Here is a 15,546-nt window from a genome sequence, read left to right on the forward strand (position 1 = left end):
AATTCTTCTATTACATCCTCCGAAAAATTCCCTGATCGGGGATCTATTTTTAAATACAAGTGATGGAATCTCTGCACGCCTATTGGCGCATGGCCTACATCGAAGCCCCCAAGTCGGACAAGGAGGGCGGGAATCCCTTTGCCCGCATCCCAGCCAGTGACGACGATCGCGCGAACCACTTGCTTTGGCGCGGGGAGCATTCGTTTCTGGTCATGAACAAGTATCCGTATAATGCGGGCCACCTATTGGCCGCGCCCTACCGCGAAGCGCCGCAGCTAGCTGACCTGACCGCCGCCGAGCGCGCCGACCTCATGGAAACCATCGTGCTGGGCCAACAAATCCTGACCGACGCACTTCGCCCTAATGGGTTCAACGTGGGCTTCAATTTTGGCGACGCCGCTGGTGCCGGCATCCCTCAACATTTGCATTGCCATATCGTTCCCAGGTGGAACGGCGACACTAACTTCATGCCCGTTTTGGGCGACACCCGCGTCTTGCCCGAAAGCATGGACGCCATGTGGCAGCGCTTGCGCGAGTTCACCCCGGCGCACGCCGTCTAATTTTAATAAATGGCTACTGAAAAGCTTCAATTTCCCAGCCCGCGGCACCTGAGTTCGCTCTACTGCAGCAAGGAGGACAACCTTAACCGGGCGGAGAATGCATTCGACGTCAAGATCGTCACCCGTGAGGACTGGCTGGAGCTGGAGGGCGAGGAAGCCGCCATCGCTGAGGCAACGAACTTCTTTAAGACGCTCGACGCCGCCCGCAGCCAAGGCATCAACCTGACCAACAACGACTTCATGAACATTCTGGAGACCTTTTCGACCGGCAAGGGTGACGAGGTTATGGAGGTGTTCAATGACCCGTTGGTCATCAATTTGCGTCGCGCGAGCATCGTCCCCAAGACGATCAACCAGAAGCGCTACCTGCAATTCATCCAGAAGAACGACGTCGTGTTCGGCGTTGGCCCGGCGGGCACGGGTAAGACTTATTTGGCGATGGCCGCCGCGCTCCACGCTCTGCAAGAGGGCGAAGTGAAGCGCATCATCATCACCCGCCCGGCTGTGGAGGCCGGTGAGGCGCTGGGCTTCCTGCCGGGTGAGCTGGAGCAGAAGCTCGACCCGTATCTGCGCCCGATATACGACGCCATGTTCGACATGGTGGGCAAGGAGGACTCCGCCAAAATGCGCGAAAAAGGCCTCATCGAAATTGCCCCGCTGGCCTACATGCGCGGCCGCACGCTTTCGCACGCTTACGTGATCCTCGACGAAGCGCAAAACACGACTCCCGAGCAGATGATGATGTTCCTGACCCGTTTGGGCGAGGGCTCGAAGATGATCGTCACAGGGGACATTACCCAGGTTGACCTTCCCCGCTCCAAGATGTCGGGTCTGAAGCAGGCCGTACAGATTCTCGCCAGCATCAAGGGCATTAAGCTCTTTTACTTCGACGCGATGGACGTCGTCCGTCACCCGCTCGTGAGCCGGATCATTCAGGCTTACGAAAAAAGCAACCTTGAGAGACAGACAGGTCGGTAATCCACCGATCCACGCTGCAGAAAGGACTCGATGTCGATTCTGCCCAAGAAAAAGTCGAAAAAACAGCAAACCACCGATGCGCGCCGAAAGCGGCGCGATGCGGAGCCGAAGAAGGCCGCCACGTTCTTTGAGACGAGTCAGATCGTCTCAGCGGGTATCTTTGTGCTCATGGCGTTTGCCATTATTGTTATTTGCTTCCTCGGCCAATCACCAGCTGGGCCACCGATCACGCCGAACCAGACGGCCAATGTGCGCATCACGGCGGATTTCCCGTTCAGCTATGTCAGTAGGCTGGCTACGGCGGATAAAAAAGAGCAGCTCCGCCAGCGTGTGCTCCCCCGCTACAAGCTGGACCCGGAGCCATTCAAAACTTTCAACAAGGCCATTGATCACCTCAATACGGCGATCGAAACCAGCCTCATGCCGCAGCTGGCTGAGCTTCCCAAGAGTGAATGGCCGCCGGTTATTGACCAGTTTACCGCCACCTTTGGCGCGGAAACCGGCCTGATGATCAACGCGGAGGACCTCACCACGCTGCTGGAGAAGTCCACTCCGGAAGAACGCCACTCGCTTCTGCGCGAGGGCGCGCTGGCCCTTCGCGACGTGATGCGTGATGGGGTTTTTGAGCAGCCGGGGAGCTCCCAGACCAGCGTGGATGGCTCGCCCGTGGTGCCGATGGTCGTGCTGGGGCGTCGCGGCGACAACATCCAGTCGATGGAAGAGGCCGCTCGCCTGTTGAACATTAACCTGGCTGGTCTCGGCGATGATCTTTCCCTCTCTCGCGCGCTCTACCGCATCTTCAAGAAGGGGCTGGAGCCCAATCTGGAATACGACGCAGCGACCACGGAATCGATCAAGGCGCAAGCCGCCAGTGGGGTGGAGCCGGTCAAGGTGTTTTACGAGCAGGGCCAGGTGATTGTAGAGCCGGGTAACGTGATCACCGACGAGCAGGTGGAGGCCGTGGCGGCCTACCGCGTGCAGCTTAACAAGAGCACGGAGATCGTTTGGGGCTTTAACGCCACACTGGTTCAGCGCTCGGTGATGACGATTGTGCTGATGGTTTGCGGCATCCTGTTCATGCAGACGGTTTTCTCGCTGCATGGTCGCTCGAACCGCCGATTTGGGCTCATCGCCACGGTGCTCATGCTGAATTTGCTTTCGCTGCGGTTCATTCAGCAGCTTGGGGCAACGCCGCTTTTTGGCGGTAACTCAGGATTGATGGCGCTGTTGCCGTTTGCGGCTCCAGTTGCGCTGGGGGCGATTGTGATGGCGATTATGGTTGGCCCTCGCCCGGCTGCCTTGATGTCCCTGGCTGTCAGCGCGCTTCACTCGCTGATGTGGGGCGGCTCGATTGACAGCTTTCTGGTTTCGCTATTGGGCGGGATGACGGCGATTTATTTTGCGCGAGACGTTCGATTGCGCGGCAAGCTGATGCGCGCGAGTTTGCTCTCGGGCTTGGCCGTGGCGTTGGTGGCGGCGTTCTTCGGTTTCATGAACGAAATGGATCCGGTGACCGTCGGCGAAATGGTCCTGACTGCGATTGGCGCGGGCTTGATCACGGGCGTCATCGTTATTGGCCTGTTGCCGATTTTTGAGCACCTCTTTAAATACACGACGGACATCACCCTGCTGGAGCTCACGGACTTCAACCACCCGCTGTTGCGCAAGCTCCAAATGGAAGCCCCGGGCACCTATCACCACTCGTTAATGGTCGCCAATCTGGCCGAGCGCGCCGCCAACGAGATTGGGGCCAACCCGCTGCTCTGCCGCGCCACCAGCCTCTTCCACGACATTGGCAAAATGGTCAAGCCGGAGTATTTCACGGAAAACCAGCACGAAGGCTACAATCCGCACGACGAACTGACCCCGGCCATGAGCGCCTTGATCATCAAGAGCCACGTGAAGGAAGGCGTGGACATGGCCAAGCAAAGTAAGCTGCCGGATGTGTTTGTGGACGTGATTCGCCAGCACCACGGCTCGACGCTCATTAAATACTTCTACAGCAAGGCCTGCAATCGTCAGCAGCAGACAGTGCTGCCCTTGCAGGCTGGCATGTCTAGCCCTCCCTTTGATAGCCGTGATGAGGTGGACGAGAGCACATTCCGCTACGAGGGGCCCAAGCCGCAAACGCTCGAAAGCGCCGTTATTTTCTTTGCCGACGCGGTCGAAGCTGCTTCTCGCAGCTTGAAGAAAGTCACGCCGCAAAGCGTAGAGGAGCTCGTCGACGGCATCTTTGCCGCGCGCCTGGATGATGGGCAGTTGGACGAGGCACCGATGACGGTGGCCCAGATTCGGAAAGTCCGCGACAGTTTCTGCTTCACCTTGCTCAATATGTTGCACAGCCGTGTGCAGTATCCCAAGGATGACACCAGTAAAAAAAAGCGGGGGCATTCAGCCGCTCCCGTCCCGATGACTGAGCCGCGCCCTACTCCTGACTCCCATGCCCCGAATCCTTCAAATAAACGCACAGCAGTATAGCCGTCTTGCGGTGAATGAGCCGAGCCTTGAGCGTTGTTTTGCTCAACTGGATGGCTGGAAGGCCTATCACGCGCCTGATGGCGAGCTGTCACTCGTGTTTCTGACGGACGATGAGTTGGCCCAGATCCACGACGACTTCCTTGATGACCCGACGCCGACCGACGTCATTACCTTCCCTGGTGACGCGGAAATGGACTTTGCGGGCGAGATCTGTGTGAGCGTTGACCGTGCGATTAGTGAGGCTCCCAAGCATGGCTGGAGCTTTGCTGAGGAGCTGACGCTTTACCTGGTGCATGGGTGGCTACACCTGGCCGGCCATGATGATCTGGATGACGAAGCGCGCGCCGAGATGCGTAAGGCGGAAAAACTATGCCTTGAGCGGTTGAAATCCATGGACGCAATGCCTAGTTTTACGCTCAACTCCTAGAATTTGGTTTCGCGTAAGCCAGCCATTACGATTGACTTCCGGCTGCGCTTCACAGCTTAATGGCCAACCACGCTGCATGGGACGAAGAATTCTCATAGTCGATGACGACGCTGATTTTAACCAACTGCTGACCGACATTTTCAGTCAGGCCAGTTATGAAGTGGAGTCCTGCGAGCAGCCGGAGCGTGCCGTAGAGTACTTCACGAACAATGCGTATGATCTGGTAGTTACCGACCAGAAAATGCCCGGTATGTCGGGAGAGGAGCTCATCCGCACGCTCAAGCAGATCAAGCCGGATGTGCCGATCATCATGGTCTCCGGCTATCTGGATAATGATACGATCCGCAGCCTCATCCGCGAGGGGGTGGGCGGCGTTTTCCTCAAGCCGCTCAATGTATTTTCCCTGCTCAAGCGTACGGCAACGCTCATCGAGGAGCGGGAGGCTGGCTTGCGCCGCGAGTCTGGGGTGGATGATGTTGAGGAGGAGGAGAACTTCCACCACAGCCTGCCGTTCCGCTTTGAGACGTTTCCCGCGAAAGACCGCCGGGCCCGTGAATTTGCTCAGAAGCTCTACAAGCAGCGCGATTTTAAAAATAACCTCGTCATGGTCACCCCACGGGGCACGGATCTGGAGGCCATTACTACAGATTTTAACGGATTCGACTCCGATCAGAAGGACTTTTACGTATTGTTGGACCGCTCGCGTATTGATCGCGAGGCCCTGATGAAGCTCGTAGTCGAAACGACGCAAAAGGGCTGGGACCGGTTGACGTTTATCATCGCTGCCGCGGAGACCGTGACCCGCGAGCAATACTCGCTGATCATGCGCATCGGGCGCAAGAAAGACCCCTTCGACACGATCCCGATTCCGATGCGCTTCATCTTCTGTGTAAGCCGCGACCTGGACTTGCTCTACGACGAGCGTGTGGTCGACGACGCGGTTTACATGTTTATGGGCACGACCGAGATCGCTGTGCCAACCCTCTCGGATATTGCGGACGATATTGGTGAGCTTGCGCTCCGTTACCTGGACGCCGAGGCGAAGGTCCACGGACTCAACAAAGCGCCGAAGCTCGAAGTCAGCGCAAAAACATATTTGCGAGAGCAGCCCTGGGGTGGCAATGCGGGTGAGCTGCATCGCTTCATTCGCATGGCGATTTACCTCGATAAGCCAACGCTGAGCATGGAGGATCTTGAGCGCGTCGAGCAGAAGCTTGCGTCTGCCGTAGGCGGTGCCCGGAGCCTGCATCAGGGCTTGCAGCTTTACCGCGATGAATACGTGAAAGCAGTTACCGTTCTTTTGGGCGATGAGGCGACTGCGTGCGATGTTTTGGGGGTGGACGCCTCGCTCATGCAACGAATCCTTAAGTAATCTGTAGCAAATCCCAATCGGGCGATCATGGAGAAACAAACGCTGGAACCCAAACTACACATTCGATTCACCAACGACTTTACGGCTGTTCAAGTCGAGGGAGATATCGAAGACTCCAGCAGCTTCAGCGTGACCTTGATGACGGCGATTCGCTCGCTCTCATCCGGCGCCGAGGCGCTTTCCCTGGGCGAGATCAAGTCGTTACGCGGAATCGATTGCGGCCAAGGCTTCCAGCTGACGCTCGACGAATCCGGGCACAACCTGAAGCAATACCACGGGGTGGTGTCATGGGCGGACTTGGGCGTGAGTTCTAGTGCTCAGGGCACGTCATTTCCAGTGCTGCCTGCGGAGGGCGACTTGACGGGCTGGATTGATCAGCTCAATGGCGTGCGGTGGCGCGGTTTACGCAGCCAGGCTGATGACCAGTGGCAGCATTATCTACGCAGTGATGACGAGTCGGCGGTATCGCAGTTTGCGCTAGCGGTTCTGCAACTGGATTTACTGGTGCGTTCGCTCAGCCTTCCGCGTCGCCAACTACAAATACAATTCGCCGATTCAGTTCTCTGGATGGCGGTGAATGACGACAGTGATTTTCTGCTGGTTCTGTGTGATGCTTCACTGCCTGGTCCAAGCTCAGTAACCTTGGAGCGTTGCCTGAGCTTTTTCTGTTGGCCGTTGTAGGCAAAACGGTCCACTCGCCTAGGGTAGATGGCCGGTTAGGGCCTAAAGCAAGCTTGAAAGCTGGGCAAAGGCGCCCCATAACTATGCCCACGTCAGCCGACTTGGTGGGCGAAACTTACTACTAAATATGGCACAGCGCATCCTCGTTTTAGACGACGAAGAAAATTACGCCGACATGCTTCGGGCATTGTTGGAGCAGCATTCCTTTATTGTCGATTCAGTTACTGACCCGATGCGCGCCATCGAGAGCCTGCATGGAACGGGCTATGACCTTGTCGTTTCCGACTACAAAATGCCGGGCATGGACGGCGCCGATTTCCTGAGCAAGGCGCGTGAAATGAACCCCGACCTGCCTGTCATCCTCGTGTCTGGCCTCATGAACACGCCCGACCTGGTGAAGGTTGCCAATATGGGTGTGACGCTTGTCCTTGAAAAGCCGATCGATATTCAGCACTTCATTGGCCAGGTGAAACGCTTTGTGCAGCCGGCGACTAAGGATGAGTTCCGTGCGCATCGTCAGGGGAAATCCGGTAGCGAAGAAGCCGCGCTGAATTTCAAGCAAACGTATCCCGCGCACCTCGCGCACCTGTGCGACCGTTCGCACATCTTCCGTTTTTTCCTGGAGCATGTGTGGAATGCCTCCAATGAGCAGGACCACATCTTTATCTCTGCGCCCCGTGGCAGCGAGTGCGACCTGCTTCTGCGAGAGGTGTCCGCTTGGCGCAAGTTCAGCACCAAACGCGTTCACTGGTTGGACCTGCGTAACCCGAATCCGCCCAACATGGCCGAGGCCCTGCGGTCGATTTCTCCCGAGGGGCCAGGCAGTGAGCTCGTCGGTGTGATTGGTTTTGCCGACTCCACGCTCGCTGCTCAGGCGCAAGTCGTGGACGTGATTCGTGAGTCGCCGGAGCACTTGGCCTTCATCTATTTTATTGAGCGCGATTTGATCGACACTGATTCACGCCAGATCGACCCCGAGCTGCGAGAACTGATCGACCAAAGCCTTTGCGTCATGCCGCCACTGAACGCACGGCTGGCTGACATGGCTGCCTACGTGCAGCGTTACTTGCCACTGATTGCCAAGAGTATGGGGCGTCCGGATTGCGCGGAGCTCGATCCCGCCGCGTTGCCGATGCTGCTCAACTACGAGTGGCCGGGGAACTTCCGCGAGCTCATCGATGTGCTCCGCGCGGCTGTCTCCTTGCGTGAGGCGGGGCCGCTCATGGCGCAGGATATAAGTGATGCTCTGGGCCGGGTGTCGGGCTTTACTGAGGCGTTGCCGCAGCAATTTAAGTCTCTCAACGATGCCGTCCGTGATCGGCAAATGGAAATTGTCAGCAGCGCCATGCGCGCGGGGCAGAACCTGGAGAGCGCCTTGAATACACTGGGCGTGGACCCCCAGGCCGTGAACCCGGAGGCTTCGGCAGATTCGCTGCCACTGCTTTATCCGGAATTATTGAAGTAACCAAGACAAACGCTAGACTATGCCTCTCGCACGCATCCAAGCGGCCATCGTCCGCAACCTCAAAGATTACAACCGCCTGACGGAAGAGCAGGCCGAAAATATCATCAACACCGACGAGGAGCTCTCTGGCGAAGAGGTGGAGGCGTTGCTGGGGCAGGATTACGGGATCAGCGAATTTCAGTTGTTGGCGGCCAAGAGCAAGGCCTTTGGTATGGCGCCGTTTAACGCCTTCCACTATGAGCCAGACGAGCGCACCTTTGAGAAGCTCGACAAGGAATTTTGCGAGGAGCACATGGTGCTGCCCGTTGGCATTGTGGGAAGTATCTTTGTGGTCGCGGTCCACAATCCGTTTGACCTGACGGTGCTGAACCTCGTGCAGGAGCAGACTCGCCGCAAGGTTGCCCCGCTGCTCGGCATTAAGCGCGAAATCCAGGCCAAGCTCAAAATGGGTGAGGAGGACCAGCCCGTTGTTGCTGAAGGCTTTGGTGACGTGGTGGACGCTCTGGACATGGAGTTCGATATCGACGAGGAAAAACTCGACGATGAAGGTGACGCCGAGGACTCCGCGCCGATCATCCAGCTGGCCAACCGCATCATTGAAGACGCCTATTATTCCGGTGGGTCCGACATCCACATCGAGCCCTTTGAGAAGGATTGCCGCATCCGTGTGCGCATCGACGGCGTGCTTCAGGAAAAACTCAATGTGTCCTCGAAGGTCGCTGGCGCCCTCCTGGCACGTCTCAAGATTATGGCCAACCTGGACATTGCGGAAAAACGTCTTCCGCAGGACGGCCGTATCGTCTTCAAGCAGTTTACCCGCAAACCCATCAACATCGACTTACGTGTTTCCACCGCGCCGCTCAACCACGGCGAAGGCACGGTTATGCGTATTCTGGATAAGTCGAAGTCGACCCTGCCGCTGCCGGCCCTGGGCTTTGAGCCGGAAAACCTAGAGCGCTACCGCGAGTGCATCAGCAGGCCTTACGGCATGATCCTCCACTGCGGGCCGACGGGTTCGGGTAAGTCGATGACGCTGTATTCCGCGCTCAACGAAATTAACGACCCGGGCATCTGCATTCGCACCGCGGAGGACCCGATCGAATACACCTTGCCCGGCCTCTGCCAGATGCAGATGCACCGTAAGATCGGGCTGACCTTCGCCGCTGCCCTGCGCGCCTTCTTGCGTCAAGACCCGGACGTCATTCTGGTGGGGGAAATTCGTGACTCGGAAACGGCAGGTATTGCGGTGGAAGCCGCGCTCACCGGTCACATGCTTTTCTCGACGCTGCACACCAACGATGCGCCCGGCACGGTTGCGCGTCTCACGGAAATGGGTGTGGAGCCGTTTATGATCTCCGCTTCGCTAGTGGCTGTTTGCGCTCAGCGACTTATGCGCCGCGTGTGTAAGAGCTGTCGCCAGCCTTACGAGGCTGAAGGCCGCGAGTTGGAAATCCTGCGCAAGTCGATTCAGTTTGAAGGCGGGGGCATCTTCAAGGCCAACCGCACGGGCTGCCCCGCTTGCGGCGGCAAGGGCTATAAAGGCCGTGTGGGTATCCACGAAATGATGACTTCCAGTGAAGCGCTCATCGAGTCAATCAACAAGGAAGCGGAGACTGCGGAGTTGAAGCGTGTGGCGATGTTCAACGGCATGTTTACGCTGCACATGGACTCGATGAAAAAGGTGCGCTCTGGCCTGACTACGATGGAGGAAGCGATTTCCACCGTGCCGCCGGACATGGAAGACCTCGAAGCCCTCTCGGAAGAATTTGAGCTGCAAGCTAAGCTGAAGAACAAAAAGGACGCCGAGCGCAAGAAGGAGATCGAAGCCCTGCGCGCCGAAGCAATTGCCCTGGAAAACGAAGACAAAGCCAAGGAGGATGCCACGGCGCTCGAAGCCACCGAAGAAGCTCCGGCCAGCTAGAGAAGCTTTAGCCCGCTACGCCGGTTTTTCCAAGACGAGGATAAACGTGGCGACGGCATGCTCGCGGTCGCTGTGGGCGCGTAAGCTGGGTGTGAAACCAGGGCGCGCGCGGCGAACGAATTCCTCGCTGGCGCGCCAGGCATCCTCGGGAATCTCTTTAGGGGCGACGTCAGCCCAGTGCTTGGTGGAACCCGCCAAGTGGCGGATGCGAACTGAGTAATTGCAGCCACTGGCCTTTGCCCAGTCGATGTATTCCTTATACCGCACGCGGTTGGGGCGACCGGTGTGGCGCACCATGCGGCGGTGTAGCTGGGGGGAGGTGCTGAGCCAGGCGAGCTCGCCCCACTGGCTCAGGATGCCCAGGCTGCGGAGGTCGATCACGTGCGCCATGCGACCACCGGGCTTCAGGCGATCGTAGCACAGTTGGAGTAGCGGCAAGGGGTCGGTGGTGTGTTGGAGCACACTGTTGCTGACGATCAAGTCGTAGCGCGCGGGGTCGTGCTCCAGATAGGATTCCGCCGTAACGCCATGAATGACACGAAATGCTTTTGCTGGATCAACGGCAGGGAAGGGCGGTGAATCATTCGACGCCAAGCTGGATTTGCGCGTTTCATTTTCGTAGAGTAATTGGCAGATGGCGCGTTCCTGTTCGCTGGGCTGGCGCTGAAAGCGCTCAAAGAAAGTTACGGATTCCGCGCCACGGAGTTGATACAGCACGCCTCCGCCGAGGGAATCACCGGGACCGAGTTCACAGACGTCACCGCGAAAGGCGCCTGAGCCGCCGAGCAGATCTTCGAAATGATTCACGTAGCTTTCGATGTATTCTACCGACTGGCTGGCATTGTAGCGTGCGTGTCGTTGCCCGCTGCGGACTAGTGAAAGTCCCAGCATGCCGCAGAAGCCAGCAATGAGGTCCGTAGCAACGTAAGCACAGCAGCTGAGGTGTTGGTGGAGTGACATCAAGGGAGCTTAGAATGCTGCCTGTTTGCTCATCTGTCACGACGAATTAAGCAGGCTTGTGTGCTGTATGGTGATGGGGGCTAGAAGAGGGTCGAATATAGGGCCATATAGGCTTTACAAATAGAATAAAATGGGCATGCTTATCAGGGTGTTCCCTGCTCTTCAAGTTAAAGCCTGCCGTGGCGAGCGTGTCTCCCGGTTTGGCTGTCGTGTTGCGCGTGAGGTGTGTTCCCGTTCCGGGATGTCGCTCGTAGAAGTGCTGGTGGCGACAGTGCTGTTTGGCATCTTGGCGATGGCGACGGGGGGCTCGGTCCTTATGTCCCGGCGCATGGCGGAGACCAATTTGTATTCGGTGACGGCGCATGACATTGCACAGGGTTATGCTGAGCAGATTATGGCGATGGATTTCGATGGGGATATCGCTGCCAGCGTGATCAATAATTCCCTTCCGTTGACCCTTAAGTCGGTCACTCCCTCGCTCACCAATGAGTCTTCAACGGTGGATGACTACCTTTACTTTGGAGGGGACACGACGAACGAGAAGATGATCATGATCGATCTGAAGGGGGATGGCGATGAGCAGCGTCAAGTGGAGATGCCGATGCGCTTTACGCTACAGGCCAACGATCTAAATACGGGCAGCAATCCCTACCAGGCTTACGAAATTCGAATTGATTACGAATACCAAACTCCAGCAGGCCGCGGCCAGCGCTGGGTTTCTGGTTCTGTGTGTCTGGTTAAATCCGTTATCCCCATTTACTAGCCATGAAGAAAGCGATTTACATGACAGCAAGTCGACGTGGCATGACTCTGGTTGAGATCATGGTGTCGGCCACTGTGCTTGGACTACTCATGGTGGGGGTTAGTCAGTTTTTCATTGGCAACTTCAGGACGAGCTTCATCACCGAGAAAAAACTGGAGATCAATCGCGATGTGCGGACTGTGACCAGCGAAATGGCTAATGAGGCGCGCCAGGCCAACAGTTTTGTGCTCTACAAGAGCTTTTTTAAATTGCCCGAGGGCTTCATCCCGGAAGGCGATTTCCGGGACCCTCCCAACCCTTACGAAGCGGTGGACTACCGGCAGTATGCGGATCACGAAGGCGATTTTGTGGTTTTCATTTTCAACGGCGAAGATGACAATTACTACGACGATACTCCGGCGCCAATCACTCGCATCATTGGCTACTTCCGCGATGATCGCGATGTTTTGGGGATGGAGGCGCCGGTGCGAAAGTTCGACATCGAAATTCCTGAAGAGAATCAAACGAACCCCATTGAAACCTTAATCCCTTCCATTGAGGAAGCGGAGAAGTTTTCAGAAGTCATTGATATGGTCAGTGGCTTATCCAATGGATTCCTTTTTTACAACGTTCACGGCAAGAGCGTTCTGGTGAACGGCAAAATCATCCATGGCAATGACGCCAAGGAAGTGACCGGCACCTATAACTTTACCATCTCTCCACGCGGCTAATTGAACTTCCTGCAACTTAATCCTGACCAGACTTCCACCATGAAACAGATGCATTTAGATACTCGGCGCCCTGGTTCTGCGTTGGCGATGGTGCTCATCGTTACGACTGCACTCGGCATCATCGTCGCTTCGTTGATGACCGGTACCATTTCTGAAATGAGCATGAACGAGCGGCACATCGTGCGGCTCAAAGCCCATAACGCGGCAGAGTCCGCCTTGGAGTACGGCGCTGCTGAGTTGGCTTCTCGGTTTGTGCGTTCGTCGTCATTCGATACCTATGAGCTCAAGCCAGAGAATAATCCGTTGTCGATTCCTGAGAGCGTGAAAAGTTTCTACAGTGAAAACCAAGTCGACTCTGGTTCGCTGAAAGTGCAGGGCGGCGTGATTCCTCCTGGCGAATGGAAATTTATCGATCCGGATGATCCGGCCAATGAACTGGATGAAATGCGCGGCAAGCGGATCTTCGTGCGCGGCATTGAAGTTTATGGATCAGGCAGTGCGCAGACTTCGGGAGGGGACGTCATTACTTCCTATGCTCGCGAGAAATTTGAAATCCGCGACGCGCCGCTCTTTTCCAATGCGATTTTCTACAATTCTGAACTGCTCGCACAGCCGGGTTATGATTTTGATGTCTATGGCCCGGTTCACGCCAATGGCGACATGAAATTGGGGCCAAACAAAGGGTACACCTTGAAAATTATAGGTAAGGTCACGGCGACGGGGGGAATTTATCAGATTAGTGGTACTGGGACGACCAAATTGCCAAGCTCATCCACCAATCAAGTCGCGATGAATGGTCTGGATTCAGATAGTCCCAACTGGTTGACCGAAGCCCCTCAGCGGTGGAAGGGCTGGGTCGCCGATGGCCAGCTCGGCGTAAAACCTCAGAACATCGTGGCCTTTGGCGATTCGGAACGCGATGACCAGACCACGGTGGAAAATGAGCGGGTCAATACTGGCTATGCACTGATCGAGCCGCTCCTGCCTTCTGGCCACGCTGATCGCAAGACTGATGATTTACGTGCGCAAAAAATGGCATACAAGGCGGGTTTGATTATCAAAGTTGAGCGCAACACTGCGCAGACCGATGCGAGCCAGCAGGATTTTTATAAGCTGCAAGGTTATCGCTATGACCGGACAAATGATAGCGATCCGCTGAGTGCTCCCGAAGCTGATGAGAATGGCGATCTCAAGCTGGTCGCGGTGGATTTACCCGCAGATATCATTGGGGACGCCAATTCTTCCATGACCTCCATCGATGCGCCTTATCCGGAGTTGTTTAGCGACGGGAGCACGACCTATACGGTTACCGAAAACGTCAAAGTTCTTGATTATTACGAGACCACTACCGAAGAGAAATGGGTCAAGAAGAAAGGCAAATGGAAGAAGGTGGTAGTCGAGGTGCAAACTCCGGTTTACAAGTGGGAAGAGCAGACCAACACCTACACGACCGGTGGGGATGAAATATCCGGCGGGCTCTATGACCATCGTGAAGACAAGGCAATTGACGTCGTCTACCTTGACCTCGAAAAACTAGGCTCCTACATCGATAGCAAGGATAACTCTGAAACCGGTTTCAACGGCACCTATGATGTTGATGCTGATTGGAATGGTGTCGTTTACGTGGAGTTCCCCACGAGCACCACGGATAGCGATAACGACGGAACCTTTGATTATGGATCTTCCTCTGGGCAGAATACTTATAACATCGTGCCCCAGGCTATGGACGACATGGCCTTGATGGTGATCGATGCGCAAGAAATTCCCCAGCCCAGCGGACAGAGTGACCCTGGCTTCACGCTGGCCACCAATGCTCCGCTCTACACGGTGGGTTCCTACAATGCGGATGGCTCAAAGCAGACCAGCTCCGCGACCAAGCCAGACGATAGCGCAGAGCTGCCGGCGGCGATCATGGCCGACAGCATTACCGTGCTCTCCGACAACTGGCCGAGTAACCGCGCAAACAGCGATGTCAATGGTCGTTCCACGATCCAGAGCAAACGCCCTGGTGTCAGCCACATGGAGATTGCTGCGGCCTTGGTTTGTGGAACGCCGGATGACTTGATTAGTAACTATGTTGGGGACCGTGATACTTCTCGCCCGTATGGACTGGGGGTGATTAATCTGCCCCGCTTTCTCGAATACTGGGGCTCCAGCCGTACCGTGACGATTCGCGGTTCGTTGGTGTCGCTTTTCGAGAGTGAAGTGCGTCCAGAAGGCGCGCCTGATAATTTTAATGATTACTACGTGCCGCCGAGTCGTAATTGGGGCTTCAATGAGCTGTTTGCGCAGGGTAGCTATCCTCCAGGCACGCCTCTGGTACGCACCTATCGTCGCGTCTTGTTTGAGTACCTGACGGAGAGCGATTATCAGGATGGCATTGCCAGCCTTTATTAATCAAAGATATGGCGATTGGACGAATCTCTCTTTGGCGTTTTCTTGGATTGCTGGGCTGGATGTCCGCGTTTTCCGCGCAAGCGCAAATCTTCCCTGTGCCTACGAATCAAGTGGTGCCCGCCACTGTAGAAGTCGAAAGTGAGGAGGTGGATGGCTACACCGCACGCCGCATGCTGATCACCGCTGGTGATTTGCGTTTGGCTGGCCCTCCACCGAGGCCATGGACGTTCTATTCTGGAGAGAAGGGTGCGTCTGTTAACATGGATTTGCCCTACAATGCTGAGGTGAGCTGTGCGCTCTATTTGATGCCAGAGGGCGCACTGGTGCCAGGATCGTTGGCTCAGTCAATTCGTGCTTACGCCAGTGCGCTGGAAGCCAAGCCGGGCGTAAAGGCAGAATTCGTTCGGGACGAAGAAACCAAGGCCGTCCGCATTGATCCGCCTGCCAAAAAACAAGTGCGTGAATTTTACAATGGGGACGGAGAGGTCATTGCCAAGCGCGAGCGCGTGAATTACCCACACATCTTCGGCCAGCGTTTCTACGAAATTGATTATGTGCTCTATCCGGGCTCCGAGCGCGAGGTGGCAATTGGTGAGTTTTGGTTTAATCTTGGAGAATATCAGGCGCTGGTATTGCTCAAATGCCCTAAGGCTGAATTTGAGAAGATGGCGACTATGCTGCGCAATAACCTGAAGGGCTTCTATGTGGAAGATGCCACTTCGGGTGATGTTTCCATGAATTAGAGATACCATGAAGTTACCGGGTCCAGCACTTGCCCAGAATACTTTGACCCGGATCAGCAGGCTCACTGGAGAACAAGCTATTTTCTGGAAC

At 56.0% G+C, this 15,546-nt stretch carries 13 protein-coding genes; 12 read left to right on the plus strand and 1 reads right to left on the minus strand.

Annotated features, from left to right (window positions below; genetic code table 11):
• Positions 1–62 precede the first annotated feature (62 nt).
• The 8 genes from RBB62_RS10710 to RBB62_RS10745 all read left to right on the plus strand — a co-directional run bounded on the left by RBB62_RS10710 (position 63) and on the right by RBB62_RS10745 (position 9,882).
• On the plus strand, positions 63–560 hold the full coding sequence (locus RBB62_RS10710) for an HIT family protein (protein ID WP_309398814.1): 498 nt from the start codon (positions 63–65) through the stop codon (positions 558–560).
• Between the two features lie 9 nt (positions 561–569).
• Positions 570–1,538, plus strand: coding sequence for a PhoH family protein (locus RBB62_RS10715; protein WP_309398815.1), 969 nt, complete (start codon positions 570–572; stop codon positions 1,536–1,538).
• A gap of 30 nt (positions 1,539–1,568) precedes the next feature.
• The gene (locus RBB62_RS10720; protein WP_309398816.1) at positions 1,569–4,016 is read left to right on the plus strand and encodes an HD family phosphohydrolase; all 2,448 of its coding nucleotides are present in this window, start codon (positions 1,569–1,571) and stop codon (positions 4,014–4,016) included.
• On the plus strand, positions 3,979–4,443 hold the full coding sequence (ybeY, locus tag RBB62_RS10725; protein ID WP_309398817.1) for an rRNA maturation RNase YbeY: 465 nt from the start codon (positions 3,979–3,981) through the stop codon (positions 4,441–4,443). The genes RBB62_RS10720 and ybeY overlap by 38 nt, the downstream gene beginning before the upstream one ends.
• 76 nt (positions 4,444–4,519) lie before the next feature.
• Positions 4,520–5,815: a response regulator gene (locus RBB62_RS10730; protein WP_309398818.1), complete on the plus strand. Its 1,296-nt coding sequence runs from the start codon at positions 4,520–4,522 to the stop codon at positions 5,813–5,815.
• A gap of 27 nt (positions 5,816–5,842) precedes the next feature.
• Positions 5,843–6,496 carry a hypothetical protein gene (locus tag RBB62_RS10735; RefSeq protein ID WP_309398819.1) on the plus strand — a complete coding sequence of 218 codons (654 nt, stop codon included), beginning with the start codon at positions 5,843–5,845 and terminating at the stop codon, positions 6,494–6,496.
• A 127-nt stretch (positions 6,497–6,623) separates the two neighbouring features.
• The gene (locus RBB62_RS10740) at positions 6,624–7,961 is read left to right on the plus strand and encodes a response regulator (RefSeq protein ID WP_309398820.1); all 1,338 of its coding nucleotides are present in this window, start codon (positions 6,624–6,626) and stop codon (positions 7,959–7,961) included.
• Between the two features lie 19 nt (positions 7,962–7,980).
• Entirely contained in the window at positions 7,981–9,882 is a 1,902-nt protein-coding gene (locus tag RBB62_RS10745; protein ID WP_309398822.1) for a GspE/PulE family protein, read from the plus strand.
• 15 nt (positions 9,883–9,897) lie between these two features.
• On the opposite strand, the gene RBB62_RS10750 is transcribed toward RBB62_RS10745, so the two are convergent.
• Positions 9,898–10,842, minus strand: a complete 945-nt coding sequence (locus tag RBB62_RS10750) for a class I SAM-dependent methyltransferase (RefSeq protein ID WP_309398824.1) — start codon at positions 10,840–10,842, stop codon at positions 9,898–9,900.
• A gap of 136 nt (positions 10,843–10,978) precedes the next feature.
• On the opposite strand from RBB62_RS10750, the gene RBB62_RS10755 reads away from it, so the two are divergent.
• Genes RBB62_RS10755 through RBB62_RS10770 form a run of 4 tightly spaced genes read left to right on the plus strand, consistent with a single transcriptional unit; the run spans position 10,979 to position 15,455 of the window.
• Positions 10,979–11,605, plus strand: coding sequence for a type IV pilus modification PilV family protein (locus tag RBB62_RS10755; protein WP_309398866.1), 627 nt, complete (start codon positions 10,979–10,981; stop codon positions 11,603–11,605).
• Positions 11,606–11,607: 2 nt separating this feature from the next.
• Positions 11,608–12,315 carry a PilW family protein gene (locus RBB62_RS10760; RefSeq protein WP_309398825.1) on the plus strand — a complete coding sequence of 236 codons (708 nt, stop codon included), beginning with the start codon at positions 11,608–11,610 and terminating at the stop codon, positions 12,313–12,315.
• Between the two features lie 39 nt (positions 12,316–12,354).
• Entirely contained in the window at positions 12,355–14,712 is a 2,358-nt protein-coding gene (locus RBB62_RS10765; protein ID WP_309398826.1) for a hypothetical protein, read from the plus strand.
• An 8-nt stretch (positions 14,713–14,720) separates the two neighbouring features.
• Positions 14,721–15,455, plus strand: coding sequence for a hypothetical protein (locus tag RBB62_RS10770; RefSeq protein WP_309398828.1), 735 nt, complete (start codon positions 14,721–14,723; stop codon positions 15,453–15,455).
• Positions 15,456–15,546: the final 91 nt, after the last annotated feature.

Origin of the sequence: Cerasicoccus maritimus, from assembly GCA_031296935.1 — a bacterium.
Lineage (GTDB): Bacteria > Verrucomicrobiota > Verrucomicrobiia > Opitutales > Cerasicoccaceae > Cerasicoccus > Cerasicoccus maritimus.